This window comes from Massilia sp. MP_M2 (assembly GCF_039123635.1).
Lineage (GTDB): Bacteria > Pseudomonadota > Gammaproteobacteria > Burkholderiales > Burkholderiaceae_D > Telluria.
The window spans coordinates 459464-473729 of sequence record NZ_JBCHJF010000003.1 but is presented as its reverse complement, the minus strand read 5'-3'; the positions used below and the strand labels follow the sequence as shown (position 1 = coordinate 473729).

Here is a 14266-nt window from a genome sequence, read left to right as displayed (position 1 = left end):
CTTTAACCGGGGCGCCCTGCGGTCGATCACGACGTTGGACAGCGCTCTGCGGCAGAAGCCGGAGTAAAAGCTTGACGATACAGCGGGCAGGTCGGCAGCTTCGAATGAAGCTGTGCGGTGCGTCTCGTGAGCACCGTTAGATACGTGTCAATCGCTTAAGTTCTGCGCCGATTGTACACCCGCAAAACAACGTTTCGACGGGTTTCACTACAAAAAAGTAGGAAAAATGCCCGACTAATGTAGTAGGCTATTTGGGCATTTGCCCTATCGTGTTATTTGTTTACAGGCAGATCATATAATTGTGACAACACCAATGAAAATCGCGATTCTTGATGATTATCAAGACGCAGCCCGACGCCTGGCATGCTATTCCCTACTCGACGGCCATGAGGTCAAGGTCTTCCAGAGTTCGACCCGCGGCCTGGGTCAGCTTGCCATCCGGCTGGCGCCGTTCGATGCGCTGGTCCTGATCCGCGAACGCACCGCATTGCCTGCAGCCCTGCTCGCCAAGCTGCCCAACCTGAAACTGATTTCGCAAACCGGCAAGGTCAGCGGCCATATCGACGTGGCCGCTGCGACCGCGCGCGGCATCGCGATTGCCGAAGGCGTCGGCTCGCCGGTTGCCCCGGCAGAATTGACCTGGGCACTGATCATGGCGGCCAGCCGCAAGATCGTGCCCTATGCCACCAATCTGAAAGAGGGCCTGTGGCAGACCGCATCGACCAATCCGGTACTCAACGGCGTGGGCCGCGTGCTGCACGGCCGCACGCTCGGGCTCTGGAGTTACGGCAAGATCGGCAAGCTGGTGGCCGGCTATGCGCGCGCGTTCGGGATGCGTGTCGTGGTGTGGGGTAGCGAAGCCAGCCGGCAGGCGGCGATCGCCGACGGCGTTGAGGCGGCGCCGTCGCGCGAGGCGCTGTTCGAGATGGCCGACGTGCTGAGCCTGCACTTGCGCCTGGCTGAATCGACTCGTGGCATCGTCACGGCGAGCGATCTGGCGCGCATGAAACCGGACGCGCTGTTCGTCAACACCAGCCGCGCCGAACTGGTGGCCGATGGCGCGCTGGAAAGTGCCTTGAAAAAAGGCCATCCCGGCATGGCGGCATTGGACGTGTTTATCAGCGAGCCGCTGGGACCGGATGCGCCCTTGCTGCGTATCCCGACCGTGCTGGCGACACCGCACCTGGGCTATGTCGAGCAGGACAGCTACGAGTTGTATTTCAGCGCGGCATTCGAGAATATCGTGCAGTTCGCGCAGGGTATGCCGACCAATATTCTCAATCCGGAAGCGTTGAACAGACGCTGAGCACAAGACGCCGCAAGCTCAGCGCAGCTCCGGCTCGCCTTTGATGTTGATCTTCGGCGCCGGCAGCACATGCGTGCCGGTCCAGAGCCCGGCCCAGCCAGGCGGCCAGCCGATGTCCGGCCCGGCATAGGGTTTGAGGCCCGCGCGCACCGGCACGATCGGCACCGGTGGCGCTTCGATCAGGCCGCCGCCCGGGGGCCGCTCCATGTTCAGGCTATACATATACCCGGGCAGCAGCAGGTCGCATGCCTGCGCGAACCACGCGGTGTGGTCTTCGTCGCGGCCCAGCGCTTCGGCCAATCCTTGCGGATCGAATTTGGCCAGCGCATGGATCAGCTCCTCGGTGCTCGCGCCCGGCACATCATTCCAGCCCATCACCGGATTGTTGTTGTACTCGGCGCCCGAACCATACCAGCCTTCGCGCCAGGTACGCTGCATCCAGTTGCGCGGCCCCGTGAACAGGTGCCAGCGCCAGTGCAGGCCGGACGGCTTGGGCCACGCGTACAGATACAGCTTCTGGTAACCGGCCTCGTGCAGCGCGCGCACGACGGCCATCAGGCGCGCGTGCGGCATGCGGTCGGGCGGGGCGCGCCGGAACAGGATCGGCTCGCCGTCGGCGTGCTGCACCTCGTCGTTCGACAGGTTCAGGTCTTGCGCGCGCGACTCGTTGCCGAAGCGCGCCGACACCCAGCCGGTCAGCAGGTTGACATGCGTGATCACGCCATAGCCGCGATGGCGCTGGAAGATCACGGTTCCGGGGGCAACTGCTTTCATGGCAAAAAGAATATAGAAAGGAGAAAATGGAAAACGATGGCGGGAAGGCTCATCCGATCCGGATGATTCTAGCGCAGTCGCCTGGAGATCGCCGGTGGTTTGGCGATATCATGAGGACCTTTTTTCAGCGAGTGGATAAACCAACATGACTTTGCGACTCATCGCCACCGGCGGCACTTTCGACAAGCATTACAACGAACTCAATGGCGTGCTGGGCTTTGCCGAAAGCCATTTACCAGAGGTCATCAAGCGCAGCCGCATGACGGTGCCGGTGGCGCTGGACGTGCTGCCGCTGCTCGATTCGCTCGAGATGGGCGACGCCGACCGCGAGCGTGTGCTGGCGACCTGCCGGGCTGCGTCCGAGAAGGCCATCGTGATCGTGCACGGCACCGACACCATGCGCGAGACGGCTGCCGTGCTGGGCGCCGCGAACCTGGACCAGACCATCGTGCTGACCGGCGCGATGATCCCGTATTCCATTGCCAATTCCGATGCGCTGTTCAACCTGGGCTTTGCCTGCGGCGTAGCCCAGGTGCTGCCGGCTGGCGTCTACGTGGCGATGAACGGTCAGGTGTTCCCGTGGGATAACGTGACCAAGAACCGCAGCGCAGGCGTGTTCCAGGGATTATAAATATCGTCGAAAAGCGGAAACGAAAAACGACAACGGCCGGACACCAGGTCCGGCCGTTCGATGCACCGGCGCCTTATTCAGGCGCCGTGTGTCTGACGCCTGATTACGCCTTGGCTTCGCCGCCCAGCGCTTCGACCACATCGGCCAGCATCTTCGACAGCTCGCCCGTCATCAGGACGATATCGTTGTCGAAACGTTCGTCGTCGTTGTGGGTCGCGCTTTCGCCTTCCTTGATCACGTCCAGCGGCTTGATGCCCTTGATCGCCAGCGACTCGGTCAGCACGAAGCTGACGCGGTCGTTCCAGGTCATGGCCAGGCGCGTGCACTGCTTGCCGGCGGCGATGTGGCGGCGGATGTCGTCCGGTTCCAGTGCGTGCTTCACGTAGCGTACCGCGGCGCGACTCTCGCCGGTGGCGCGCAGTTCGGTGTCCTGGTCGATCGTGAAGCCGTACGGCGCTTCGTCGGCTTCGAGCCAGCCGGTCATCACGGCCACTGGCGAGCGCTGCACGCGAAGCGACTCCAGCGGCATCTTGTCGACGGCCTTGAGCAGCAGCTTGACGACGTCATCGGCCTTGGCCGGGCTGGCCGCATCGACCACCAGCCAACCGTTGACCGGGTCGATCCAGGTCCAGACATTGCTGCGCAGCGTGAAGGCGCGCGGCAGCAGTTCGTCGGCCACGCGCTCTTTCAGTTCCTTCATGGCTTTTTTGCCTGGAGGGAAGCCCTGCGCTTCTTCCATTTCGGCCGCCTTGGCCTTGGCCACCTGGTTGATGACCGATGCCGGCAGCAGTTTCTTTTCGGTGCCCAGCATGATCAGCATCTGCTTGTTGACGACATGGACCAGGCCGCCGTTCGGGCGCGGTGCGTCCCAGCCCTGGCGCAGCAATTCGTTGCTGTTGGCAGGCACGAAGCTGCCCGGCTCGAGGGCCTTTTCCAGCTGTTCAGGGGTATAGGCCCAAGGGGCCGGCAGGCGGTAGATCTGGAGATTCTTGAACCACATAGGCTTAATCCGATTGTTTCAGTATTTCAAGGGAACGACATTCTACGCTGCACAGCAGCCGCAGCGTCAAAAATGTCAGGGTGTTGTCACGTCGTCCAGAGAATCGTCGAACAGCCGCAACTGCTCCACGATCTCGGTGTCGCCCAGGCGCACGCCGACGCCCAATAATCGCACCGGACGGCTGGCGCGCGCCCAACCGGTCTCCAGTAAACGCGCATAGGTCGGGATGTGTGGCGCGTACCCGACGCATTCGACGGTTGTCTGCTGGAAGTCCGAAAACTTGATCTTCACGAACAGCTTGTTGATGAATTTTTCAGCATTTGCCCGCTTGATGCGGCCCAGCAAATGCTCGTGCAAATCGGGCAGCAGCTTCAGGCAGGCCGCCAGGTCGGGCACGTCCGGCGTATAGGTTTCTTCGGTGCTGATCGACTTGCGCTCGCGCGAGGTATTCACCTCGCGATGGTCGATCCCGCGGCTCAGGTCATACAGCCGCACGCCGAAGCTGCCCATATGCTCTTGCAGCTTGTCCAGACTCCAGCCGCGCAGGTCGGCGCAGGTCTGGGCGCCGAGCCGGTTCAGTTTCTCGGCCGTCACCTTGCCCACGCCGTGCAGCTTCTTGACCGGCAGCGCCGCAACAAAGGCATCCACTTCGTCGGGCCGCACCAGGAACAACCCGTCGGGCTTGTTCCAGTCGCTGGCGATCTTGGCGACGAACTTGTTCGGGCCCACACCGGCCGAGGCCGTGATGCCCACCTTCTCGACAATGCGGCGCCGGATCTCTTGCGCGATCAGCGTCGCACTGCCCTTGCAGTGCTGTGAATCGGTCACGTCAAGGTAGGCTTCGTCGAGCGACAGCGGCTCGACGATCTCCGTGTAATCCTGGTAGATGGCCATGATCTGGCTGGACGCGATGCGGTATTTTTCCATCGCCGGCGGAATCACTACCAGCTCCGGGCACAGCTTCATCGCCTGGGCCGTGGCCATTGCCGAATGGATGCCGAAGCGGCGCGCTTCGTAATTGCAAGTGGCGACCACGCCGCGCTGCTCGGCACGCCCACCCACTGCCAGCGGCCGGCCGCGCAGCGACGGATCGTCGCGCATCTCGACCGATGCATAAAAGCAGTCGCAATCGCAGTGGATGATTTTTCGGGCAGGGGCGTTCACGCTGGCGGGGCCGCCCCATGCGGTCAGACACTGCCGGGGTCGATAACTGTAATTGCATACAGTATCTTCTAAAAATCTTCCCCGTGCAAATGTTGCTTATTTCTTGCCAGACTTCTCGGTGAACCCGTTCTTCACCTTGCTGAAGTCGGCCTTGCGGATCATCCCGTGCACGCCCTTGGTGCCGTCGACCACCTGGCTGACCTGGAAGTCGCTGGCCGCGCTCAGGTAGGCAAATGCGGTGGCGCGGTCCATGCCCAGCATCTCGGTCAGGAAGCGGATCGATTCGCGCGTGGCGTCCTTCATCGCTTCGTCCAGATCGGGATTCAGGCCGATCGTCACCCAGTGATCGGCCGTCTCGCCCAGCGGCTTGGTCAGGCTGCCCGAGCGCGATGGAATGCCGGGATCGCCTTTTTTCAGGACCGTGATGCGAAAGGTCGGGCGCATCGAATGCTCGAGCGCGGTCAGCGCCACCTCGCCGTCACCCTGCGCCATGTGCGGGTCGCCCGTGTAGAAATTGCCGCCCTTGACCAGCACCGGCAGGTAGACGGTCGAGCCCACACCCAGGTCGTTGATGTCCATATTGCCGCCGTACAGGCCGGGCGGCACCGAGTGCACCGGCTTGGTCGTGTCCGCCGCCACGCCCATCACGCCCATGAACGGGGCGGTCGGGAACGTTATTTCAGTGCCGTTGGCGGTCTTCATCACGGCTTCCCACTTGCCGGCCTTGGTGCGCCGGATCGGGGTGAATACCGACACATTGTTGTAGGCGCTTGGATTGGCTGCCGAGGCATCCGCTGCCGGCTTCGGCGTTTCCGGGAATTCGCCGGGCAATGCACCCTTGCCGTGGCGATTGGAAATCACGCCATACGGCACGCGCGGCACGGCCGAGAGCAGCTCGACCTTGAGCACATCGCCCGGCTCGGCGCCGTCGATCGCCACCGGCCCGGTCACGATGTGTGGCCCGTCCTCGGCAAAATCATGGGCCAGCGACGAGCCGGTGATGGCGATGCCATCCTTGAGGACCATATTGGCGGGAATGCCCTTGCTGCCAAAATACGCCAGCGGATTGCGGCCCTGGTCTTCGACCAGGCCTTCGTGCGACAGCGTATCGAAGACCACCGTGGCGCCGGACGGGACCGACAGCACCGGTTTCGTGGCTGCATTCGGCAAGTAGCCCCAGGTGATCGTCTCCACCGTCGAGGGCACGTAATACACCTCGTGCTTGGTCCCTGGGACAATGACCCGCCCCGGCTTGTCGGCTAGCGGTTGCAGCGGAAGCTTGTCGGCGGTCTGGGCGAACACCGCGGTTGCGGGGGCAAACACGGCCAGGGCAAGGGCGGTCGCGAGCGTAATGGTGCGCAATTTCATGAAGGACTCCGGTCGATGGCTGCTTGGCAGGGAACCCTGTATGCATGCAATCAACGTGCCATGTGAAATCAGGCATATAACGCTTCAGCCCATCCACGCACGCACCAGCAAGGTGCGTGCATCAAGACTTACCTGGTCAGCGACAGCGCATACCGGCCGTTGCTCGTGCCGGTGCCGCCACTGGTGTAGACCACCCGCAGATAAAGAACTGACGTGCTGGTGCTGGTATTGGCGAACGTGATGGTGTCGGCCACGCCGGCGCCGTTCAGGCTCACGCCCAGTTGCTTGCCTGCGCTGTTGTACAGGTACAAGCCATAGTTGGCGGTTGCCAGCACCGCGCTCAAGCTGGTCTTGAGCGTCTTGCCGGCTGGCAGATCGACCCGGAAGTAATCGGTATCGGTCGCCGTGCCCAGGTTGCCGGTGACGCTGGCATTGACAGGCGTGACCGGATCGGCCGTGGCGATGGTGTTGTTCGATTCGCTTTCAGCAACCGCCACAGGCGCGGCGCTGCTCTTGGCCCAGTCGGCCGCGGCGCGTGCATTGACGATGCCTGCGCCGCAGCCCGTGCAACTGGCCGGAAACGCGCGCGCCGTCGACTTCAGCTGAGCTGCGATCACGTCCGGCGTCAGGTTGGTGTTTAGCGCCAGCATCAGGGCCGCCACGCCGGCCACGTGCGGCGCGGCCATCGACGTGCCCTGGTAGACAGCGTAGGTGTCCGCAAGCGGCGCGCCCCTGCCGCTGTTAAGCGTGGAGAGCACGCCCGAGGCGCCATCGCCACCCGGTGCAGCCACCGAAACCAGGGTGCCGAAATTTGAATATCTGGCGCGTCCGCCAGTACGGCCTGTAGCGGCCACGGCGATGACGCCGGCGCAGTTGGCCGGGCTGGCGTTGCTGACGTTCATGGCCGAATTGCCCGCTGCGGCCACCACCACCGCGCCGCGCCCGCGGGCCCCGTTGACGGCGTTCTGCATCGTCGCGCTGCATGCGCCGCCCCCGCCCAGCGACAGGTTCAAGACGCGCGCTTTGTTGGGATTGGCCGGCACGCCCGCGACGGTACCGCCGGATGCCCAGATGATCGCATCGGCGATGTCGGACGTGTAGCCGCCGCACTTGCCCAGTACGCGCACCGGCAGGATTTTGGCGTTGTAGGCCACGCCTGCCACGCCAGCGCCATTGTTGGTGCGCGCCGCCACCGTGCCGGCCACATGCGTGCCGTGCCAGCTGGATGGCTGGTCAGAAAATGGCTGGCCGCCGCCGCAGGCGCCGGCCGTGACGCCGTCGCCCGGGTCGGTCGCATCGTTGTCGCGCCCATTGCCGTCATTGCCGATGGCGGCGGTGCTGATGAAGTCGTAGCCAGGCAGGATCTGCCCGTTCAGGTCGGCGTGGGGACGGTAGCCGGTGTCGATCACGGCCACCACCACGCCGGTGCCGGTTGAGATATCCCAGGCTGTCGGCAGGCGCAGGCCGCCCACGGCATCGTAGTAATGCCACTGGTCGGTAAAGCGCGGGTCAGTCGCGGTGGCCGAATGGGTCATGATGCGGTCCGGTTCGGCATATTCGATCGATGCATCGCGCATCATCATCTCGTTCGCCAGCGAGCGCACCTCGGCCAGATTGTGCCGCCGATCAAGCCTGAACACTTTCGCGCCGTTCGAAAGCGCATGGCTTTCCCGGACCAGTACGCCGAATTGCTGCCCGGCGCGATCGATCCGAGCCTTGCGCGCGCTGCTGCCGCCCTCCACGACGACGGTCGATCCGTTGGCGGCGGGCTGGACGTCGCGGTACTTGACGATGATGCGGTCGGTTTCCAGAATGGACTGCGGCTCCTGGGCACCGGCCATGGCGGCGCTGGCCGCCAACACGGGGAGTGACGCCAGCGCCAGCCAGAATGCGGTGCGCTGGGTCAACGCCGCAGCGTGCATCGAATGCGTTTGTTTCATGATTCTTCCCGTTCAAGTTCTGCATCAGGCATATCGATGCGCCTGAGTCATGACGAGGCCAGCTGCATCGGGCGCCGCACTATAGCGACAGAGCCAGAGTATCCTGAAGGCAATATTTTGTCGCGTGGAAATTCACACCCTTTCAGCATAGTTACAACACTTACACTGGTCGTTTCCTCAACAACATTTTTTCTTTGGGGCAACTAGGTAAATACAAAATATGTGGTACCTGATTTTAGTTAATTAACGATCATGAACAGACAGTGCTGACGGCGCAGTCCACGTTAAATAGAGCTGAGCTTTGAACTGATGAGCGGCCCCACGGTCCAACCCCTGTCGCCAGTGTCAGGAGTCGATCATGAAAGCGCCACGTTTCAAACGTTGGTTCGCAACATTGCCATCGCTGAACGGGGCGCAGCGTCGTCAAGTGCTCGATGCCCTGCACCCTGCGGCCGGCCTCGACCAGGTCGTTGCGCTCATCGCCCAGGCCAGGGCGCCAGGGCGCTGTTGTCCCAGCTGTGGCAACGCACGCTGCAACCGGCACGGGTTTGCCAACGATCTGCAGCGTTTTCGCTGCTGCAATTGTGGGCGCACTTTCAACGACCTGAGCGGCACGCCGCTGGCGCGGCTCAGGCTCAAGACCAAATGGCTCGCCTACTCCCAGGTGCTGCTGGACTCGCTCCCCGTGCGCAAAGCCGCAGACCGGGTCGGCGTGCACCGCAATACCGCCTTCCGGTGGCGCCACCGCTTTCTGGCTTGGGTCAAGCTCGACCGGCCCGCAGCGCTGAACGGCATTGTCGAGGCTGATGAGACGTTCCTGCTCGAATCGCAGAAGGGCTCGCGCGCACTCGACCGCCCACCCCGTCGCCGGGGCGGGCGCGCTGCCCGGCGCGGCATTTCCCGTGAGCTCGATTGCATCCTCGTGGCGCGCGACCGCAACGGGGGCACCATTGACGCCGTCACTGGCCGCGGTGCGCTGACGGCCGCGCAACTCGAACGCGGCTTGCTGCCCAGGCTCGATCCACAGGCGCTGCTGGTCAGCGACAGCCATGCCGCCTACCGTGCCTTTGCACGCAAGCACAGGATCGCGCACGAGGTGGTGAATCTGCGCGCGGGCGTGCGCGTCAGGCGCCTGGGTAACCTTGCGATCCACGTACAGAACGTGAACGGGTATCACCAGCGCTTCAAGGCCTGGCTGATGTGCTTTCGTGGCGTGGCGTCACGCTACCTGCCCAATTACCTGGGCTGGCGCTGGGCCCTCGATGGGGGACGGTTAAGTTCCCCGGAACACTTGCTGCGCATCGCAGTCGGCGTCATCAACAGATAACGTTGACTGCGCCAAAAAAAACACGCGCGAACGAATCGCGCGTGTTCCGAATTCACAAAACCACCCTGCCCCATGAAAAACCATGGCGCAGAGTCACTGGCTTACCAGTTCAGTTTCAGCGTGTAACGGCCATTGGTCGCGCCAGTACCGCCCCCGTAATAGGTCACACGGACATAGCGGATCGCCGTGCTGCTGGTGGTATTGGCCGAGTTGAGGCTGTCGGTCGCGCCAGCGCCGTTCTGGCTGGTACCCAACTGCGTGCCGGTGCTGTTGTACACGTACAGGTCGTAATCGGCAGTCGTCGACGTCGGGGTCAGGCTGGCTGCCAGTGTCTTGCCGGCTGGCAGATCGACACGGAAATAGTCCGTGTCGGTCGTGCTGCCAAGGTTGCCGGTGACGGTTGTGTTGCTGGCCGTGACCGGATCAGCCGTGGCTGTCGTGTTGTTCGACTCGCTTTCGGCCAGCGTGGTGACGGGCGTGCCGCCACCGCCGCCCGTGGCCGACGCCACGGCAGCGGCGGCATCGACGATGCCGGTGCCGCAGCCCGAACAGCTGGCCGGGAACGCGCGCGCCGTCGACTTGAGCTTCGACTCGATCTCGTCCGGAGTCAGGTTGGTGTTTACCGCCAGCATCAACGCCGCCACGCCGGCCACGTGCGGCGTGGCCATCGACGTGCCCTGGTAGGGCGCGTAGCTGTCTGCGGCCGGCGCGCCGGTGCCGCTGTTGAGCGTCGAGAGCACGCCCGAGGCGCCATCGCCACCAGGCGCTGCCACGTCCACCAGCGTGCCAAAGTTGGAGTACGACGCGCGCCCACCGGTACGGCCGGTGGCCGCCACCGCGATCACGCCCGAGCAGTTGGCGGGGCTGGCGTTGCTGACGTTGACGGCGTCGTTGCCAGCAGCGACCACCACCACCGCGCCGCGCGAGCGGGCACCGTTGATGGCGTTTTGCGTGGTCGCGTCGCAGGCGCCGCCGCCGCCCAGCGACAGGTTCAGCACGCGCGCCTTGTTGGCATTGGCTGGCACGCCCGAGACCGTGCCGCCGGACGACCAGGTGATCGCGTCCGCAATGTCGGACGTGTAGCCGCCGCACTTGCCCAGCACACGCACTGGCAGCACCTTGGCGTTGTAGGCCACGCCTGCCACGCCGGCGCCGTTGTTGGTGCGCGCCGCCACCGTGCCGGCCACGTGCGTACCGTGCCAGCTCGATGACTGGTCACGGGTTGGCTGGCCGCCGCCGCAAGAACCGGCGGTGACGGCGTCGCCCGGGTCGCTCGCGTCGCTGTCGCGGCCGTCGCCGTCGTTGCCGATGGCGGCGGTGCTGATGAAGTCATAGCCGGCCAGTTGCTGGCCGCTCAGGTCGGCATGCGGCCGCGAGCCGGTGTCGATCACGGCCACCACCACACCGGCGCCGGTCGAGACATCCCAGGCGGCCGGCAGGCGCAGGCCACCGGCGGTTTCGTAGTAATGCCACTGGTCGGTATACCGCGGGTCGGTCGGCGTGGCCATGTGCGTCATGATGCGGTCCGGCTCGGCATATTCGATCGACGGGTCGCGCGCCATCATCTCGGCGGCCAGGGACTTCACTTCGGCAAGGTTGCGCTTGCGGTCGAGCTTGAACACTTTTGCGCCGGTGGAAATCGGGTGGCTTTCCTTGACCACGACGCCGAACTGCTGGCCGGCGCGATCGAGCTTGGCCTTGCGCTCGCTGCTGGTACTGGCCACGCGCGCAGCGATGCCATTGACGGCCGGTTGCGCGTCGCGGTACTTCACGATGATACGGTCGGTTTCCACGATGAACTGCGGGCCCGGGGATGCCGCATCGCCCGCAGCCGCCAGGGCCGCGCTCGAGGCGAGCGCCAGGGATACCGCGGCGCACATCTTCAACACTACAGGACGAATCGAATGCGTTTGCTTCATTTTTCTTCCTTGCTCAAGGTTTTCCGTCGGGCGAAAGGGCTCGCCCGTATCGTTGTAAGTCCGGACTTTGCCGGCGCCGCATCGAGGCGGCTCAGCCAGCGTAGCGCGAAAGAAAGATTTAACGGAACGCAAACATGAGAGAGTGAAGCGTGCATACAACGGTTACATGTCTAAATTTTGCAAAACCATGTTTTGTTCGGCAAAGAGATAATTTTACCAAATACTTTACACCTAAAATTTGTTGACGAAGATTTATCGCATAGTGCTCAGATGCAAAAAAGGGCCGCGCAGTGCGCGGCCCTTTTCGTTTGTGACACGCCAGCCTCTTGCGAGGCCGGTCAATTCTTAGAAGTTACCCTTGAATTGCATGCCCCACTGGCGCGGCTCATTGGTAAAGCCGGTCAGGTTGTTGAAGTCGATCGCGCCGGTGATACGGCGCTGGTCGAGCACGTTGCGGCCGAAGGCTGCCACTTCATACTTGCCATTGCCGAAGATGTAGCCGACGCGCACGCCGCCTTCGGTCAATGGTGCACCGGTGAACTCGGTCGACTCGTACAGGAAGAAGTTGACCTTGCTGCGGTACGACCAGTCGGTGTAGAAGTACAGCTCGCCGTCACGGAACGGCACGCCGTAGCGGGCGGTGGCGTTGAAGGTCCAGCGCGGTGCCTGCGGCAGCGCATTGCCGTCGATCACGACACGGCCGACGCTGTTGAGCGGGTCCGTGATCGTGCACGCGCCGCACTTGTTGACCGACAGGCTGCCGTCGCGGATCTGCGTGTAGTTGTAGCTCGCGCCAGCGCTCATGCGCAGGGCGGTGCTGATGGCCGCTTCGAAGTCGAACTCGGCGCCGCGGCCCTTGGTCTTGTCGGCGTTGATCAGGCGGTTGACGTTCGAATTGCCACCCACCACGGTCAGCTGCTGGTCGTCGATCGTGTAGTCATAGATCGAGAACGAGGTGCGTGCGCGGCGCTCGAACAGGTCGGCCTTGATGCCCAGCTCGACCGACTTGATGGTTTCGGCATCGGCGACCGTGATCGGCACCGAGGCCGACGCAGCAGCGATACTCGGGGCGCGGAAGCCCGTTGCGGCGCGGCCGTAGACGTTCACGTCAGGCGTCAGCTTGTAGGTGGCCGACAGGTCCCAGCTGACCTTTTTCTTGTCCGCTTCGACCGATGACGGGCCGATCTGGACGACGTTGGTCGCTTCGATGGTGCGGAACTCTTTCTTGTCCTTGGTGTAGCGCAGGCCGCCGCGGATGGTCCAGTCAGGGGTCAGGTTGTACGTTGCCGAAGCGAACGCAGCCCAGGCTTCGTTCTTCTGGGTCGACACCAGGCGCGACGTGCGCGCGAAGGTGGTGCTGTCGAAGTTGTCGCTGCCGCCGGTGACGTCTTCATCGAAGAAGTAGACGCCGGTCTGCCAGTTGAACGGGCCGGTGTTCTGCGATTCGACGCGGAATTCCTGGGTGTACTGGTCGAGGTTGCTGATATAGCCGTTGGTCTCGACCTGGAACGGGATGAAGCCCGGGCCGGTCGGCGTGCCGCCGTCGATATCGCCGCGGCTCGAGTAGCCGATGATGTGCTCGTAACCGGTGATCGACGACAGCTTGTAGCCGCCCAGATCCCATTCCAGGCGCAGGTTGATGCCGTTGCTTTTCAGGTCCTGATCGTTCTGGGCATTGGTGACGACCTGGTCCAGATTGGTGCCGTCGGCAAAGGTGTTGCTGCCCTTCTTGATCAGGTTGGCACGGAACAGACGCGCGCTGCCATTGGTCTGACGCTGGTGGAAGCCCAGCAGGCCGGTGACGCCATCTTTGCTGTACAAGAACTGCACGCGCTCGGCGTGTTCGTTGTAACCGTCGAGTTCACCGCGCTTGGTGGTCTTGGCCGGGGTGCTGTAGTTGTCGACGTAGTCGTCGCGGTGCTGGCCGACAGCCGACACGCGCATCGCCACATTGCTCGACAGCGGCACGTTGACGGCGCCTTCGGCATTGAACGTGTAGTGCGATGCAGCCGAGACGTTGTAGTAACCTTCGGTGCTGTTCAGGCGTGGCTTTTCGGACTCGAACTTGACGACGCCGGCCGGGGTATTACGGCCGAACAGCGTGCCCTGCGGGCCGCGCAGCACTTCGACGCTGGCCAGGTCGAAGATCGGGAAGCCCTTGAGGATCGGGTTCTCTTGCACGATGTCGTCGTACACGAGCGAGACCGGCTGCGAGGCGAAGGTGTTGAAGTCGGTATTGCCGTAGCCGCGGATGTAAAAGCGCGGGAAGGTACGGCCGTTCGACGATTCCACATTCAGGCTCGGCACTTTGCCGGCCAGCAGGCGGATGTCGTCGCCGCCGGAGACCAGGACGTCCAGTTTGTCACCCTTCAGGGCCGTCACCGACACCGGCACGTCGCGGATGTTCTCGGTACGGCGCTGCGCGGTCACGGTGACCGATTGCAGCTGCAGGGACTCGGGTGCCGGTTCGGCCGGAGCCGCCGTCTGGGCCGCCGCCTGCGCGATCGGCAGCAGGGCGAGGAGCGCCAGTGCTGCGCCATGGGAGCAGGTGACGCGCTTGTGCATCTTGGACATCTTGGTCATGGAGTATTTTCCTGGTGATGATAAAAGAACCGGTGTCTCCGTTCTTCTTTTCCAACGCCCCCCGCCGGGTGCGCGGGCGGTGCTATCCCGCCCTCGGCAACGCGCATCTATGGCGCCCATCTTTTCGATGTCTTGAAGTTGCCGACTTGCTAAAGGCGGTATTGTCCGTGATGGTTATCAGCTCGGCAAGTGAATAACTCGATGACGCCATGATTACAACACATGCATATGTATCGGCTGCGGGCGGGACACGC

At 63.3% G+C, this 14266-nt stretch carries 10 protein-coding genes; 3 read left to right on the top strand and 7 right to left on the bottom strand.

From position 1 onward, the window contains the following. Window positions 1–313 precede the first annotated feature (313 nt). Window positions 314–1306 (top strand): D-2-hydroxyacid dehydrogenase family protein, encoded by a 993-nt coding sequence (locus tag RCH14_RS09835; protein ID WP_343025939.1) that lies wholly within the window; start codon window positions 314–316, stop codon window positions 1304–1306. An 18-nt stretch (window positions 1307–1324) separates the two neighbouring features. Here RCH14_RS09835 and RCH14_RS09830 read toward each other — a convergent pair whose 3' ends face one another. After that, window positions 1325–2080 carry an L-asparaginase gene (locus tag RCH14_RS09830; protein WP_343025938.1) on the bottom strand — a complete coding sequence of 252 codons (756 nt, stop codon included), beginning with the start codon at window positions 2078–2080 and terminating at the stop codon, window positions 1325–1327. A gap of 145 nt (window positions 2081–2225) precedes the next feature. Between RCH14_RS09830 and RCH14_RS09825 the strand changes: the two genes are divergently transcribed. Beyond that, window positions 2226–2711 (top strand): asparaginase domain-containing protein, encoded by a 486-nt coding sequence (locus tag RCH14_RS09825; protein WP_343025937.1) that lies wholly within the window; start codon window positions 2226–2228, stop codon window positions 2709–2711. Between the two features lie 103 nt (window positions 2712–2814). On the opposite strand, the gene RCH14_RS09820 is transcribed toward RCH14_RS09825, so the two are convergent. From RCH14_RS09820 to RCH14_RS09805, 4 genes are all read right to left on the bottom strand, one after another. After that, entirely contained in the window at window positions 2815–3711 is an 897-nt protein-coding gene (locus RCH14_RS09820; RefSeq protein WP_343025936.1) for a recombination-associated protein RdgC, read from the bottom strand. A 75-nt stretch (window positions 3712–3786) separates the two neighbouring features. After that, window positions 3787–4875 carry a DNA polymerase IV gene (dinB, locus tag RCH14_RS09815; protein ID WP_343025935.1) on the bottom strand — a complete coding sequence of 363 codons (1089 nt, stop codon included), beginning with the start codon at window positions 4873–4875 and terminating at the stop codon, window positions 3787–3789. 96 nt (window positions 4876–4971) lie between these two features. Further along, window positions 4972–6243: an acetamidase/formamidase family protein gene (locus tag RCH14_RS09810; RefSeq protein ID WP_343025934.1), complete on the bottom strand. Its 1272-nt coding sequence runs from the start codon at window positions 6241–6243 to the stop codon at window positions 4972–4974. A 128-nt stretch (window positions 6244–6371) separates the two neighbouring features. Further along, on the bottom strand, window positions 6372–8183 hold the full coding sequence (locus tag RCH14_RS09805) for a S8 family peptidase (RefSeq protein ID WP_343025933.1): 1812 nt from the start codon (window positions 8181–8183) through the stop codon (window positions 6372–6374). 358 nt (window positions 8184–8541) lie between these two features. Here RCH14_RS09805 and RCH14_RS09800 point away from each other — a divergent pair, with 358 nt between their 5' ends. After that, window positions 8542–9510 carry an IS1595 family transposase gene (locus RCH14_RS09800; protein ID WP_343025932.1) on the top strand — a complete coding sequence of 323 codons (969 nt, stop codon included), beginning with the start codon at window positions 8542–8544 and terminating at the stop codon, window positions 9508–9510. 101 nt (window positions 9511–9611) lie between these two features. On the opposite strand, the gene RCH14_RS09795 is transcribed toward RCH14_RS09800, so the two are convergent. Beyond that, window positions 9612–11429: a S8 family peptidase gene (locus RCH14_RS09795; protein WP_343025931.1), complete on the bottom strand. Its 1818-nt coding sequence runs from the start codon at window positions 11427–11429 to the stop codon at window positions 9612–9614. Between the two features lie 345 nt (window positions 11430–11774). After that, window positions 11775–14012: a TonB-dependent receptor gene (locus RCH14_RS09790; RefSeq protein WP_343025930.1), complete on the bottom strand. Its 2238-nt coding sequence runs from the start codon at window positions 14010–14012 to the stop codon at window positions 11775–11777. Window positions 14013–14266 lie beyond the last annotated feature (254 nt).

Bases quoted from the DNA above. Each gene is read 5' to 3' on its own strand.
- RCH14_RS09835 (WP_343025939.1), top strand. From the start codon at position 314: ATGAAAATCGCGATTCTTGATGATTATCAAGACGCAGCCCGACGCCTG.
- RCH14_RS09830 (WP_343025938.1), bottom strand. From the start codon at position 2,080: ATGAAAGCAGTTGCCCCCGGAACCGTGATCTTCCAGCGCCATCGCGGC.
- RCH14_RS09825 (WP_343025937.1), top strand. From the start codon at position 2,226: ATGACTTTGCGACTCATCGCCACCGGCGGCACTTTCGACAAGCATTAC.
- RCH14_RS09820 (WP_343025936.1), bottom strand. From the start codon at position 3,711: ATGTGGTTCAAGAATCTCCAGATCTACCGCCTGCCGGCCCCTTGGGCC.
- RCH14_RS09810 (WP_343025934.1), bottom strand. From the start codon at position 6,243: ATGAAATTGCGCACCATTACGCTCGCGACCGCCCTTGCCCTGGCCGTG.
- RCH14_RS09805 (WP_343025933.1), bottom strand. From the start codon at position 8,183: ATGAAACAAACGCATTCGATGCACGCTGCGGCGTTGACCCAGCGCACC.
- RCH14_RS09800 (WP_343025932.1), top strand. From the start codon at position 8,542: ATGAAAGCGCCACGTTTCAAACGTTGGTTCGCAACATTGCCATCGCTG.
- RCH14_RS09795 (WP_343025931.1), bottom strand. From the start codon at position 11,429: ATGAAGCAAACGCATTCGATTCGTCCTGTAGTGTTGAAGATGTGCGCC.
- RCH14_RS09790 (WP_343025930.1), bottom strand. From the start codon at position 14,012: ATGACCAAGATGTCCAAGATGCACAAGCGCGTCACCTGCTCCCATGGC.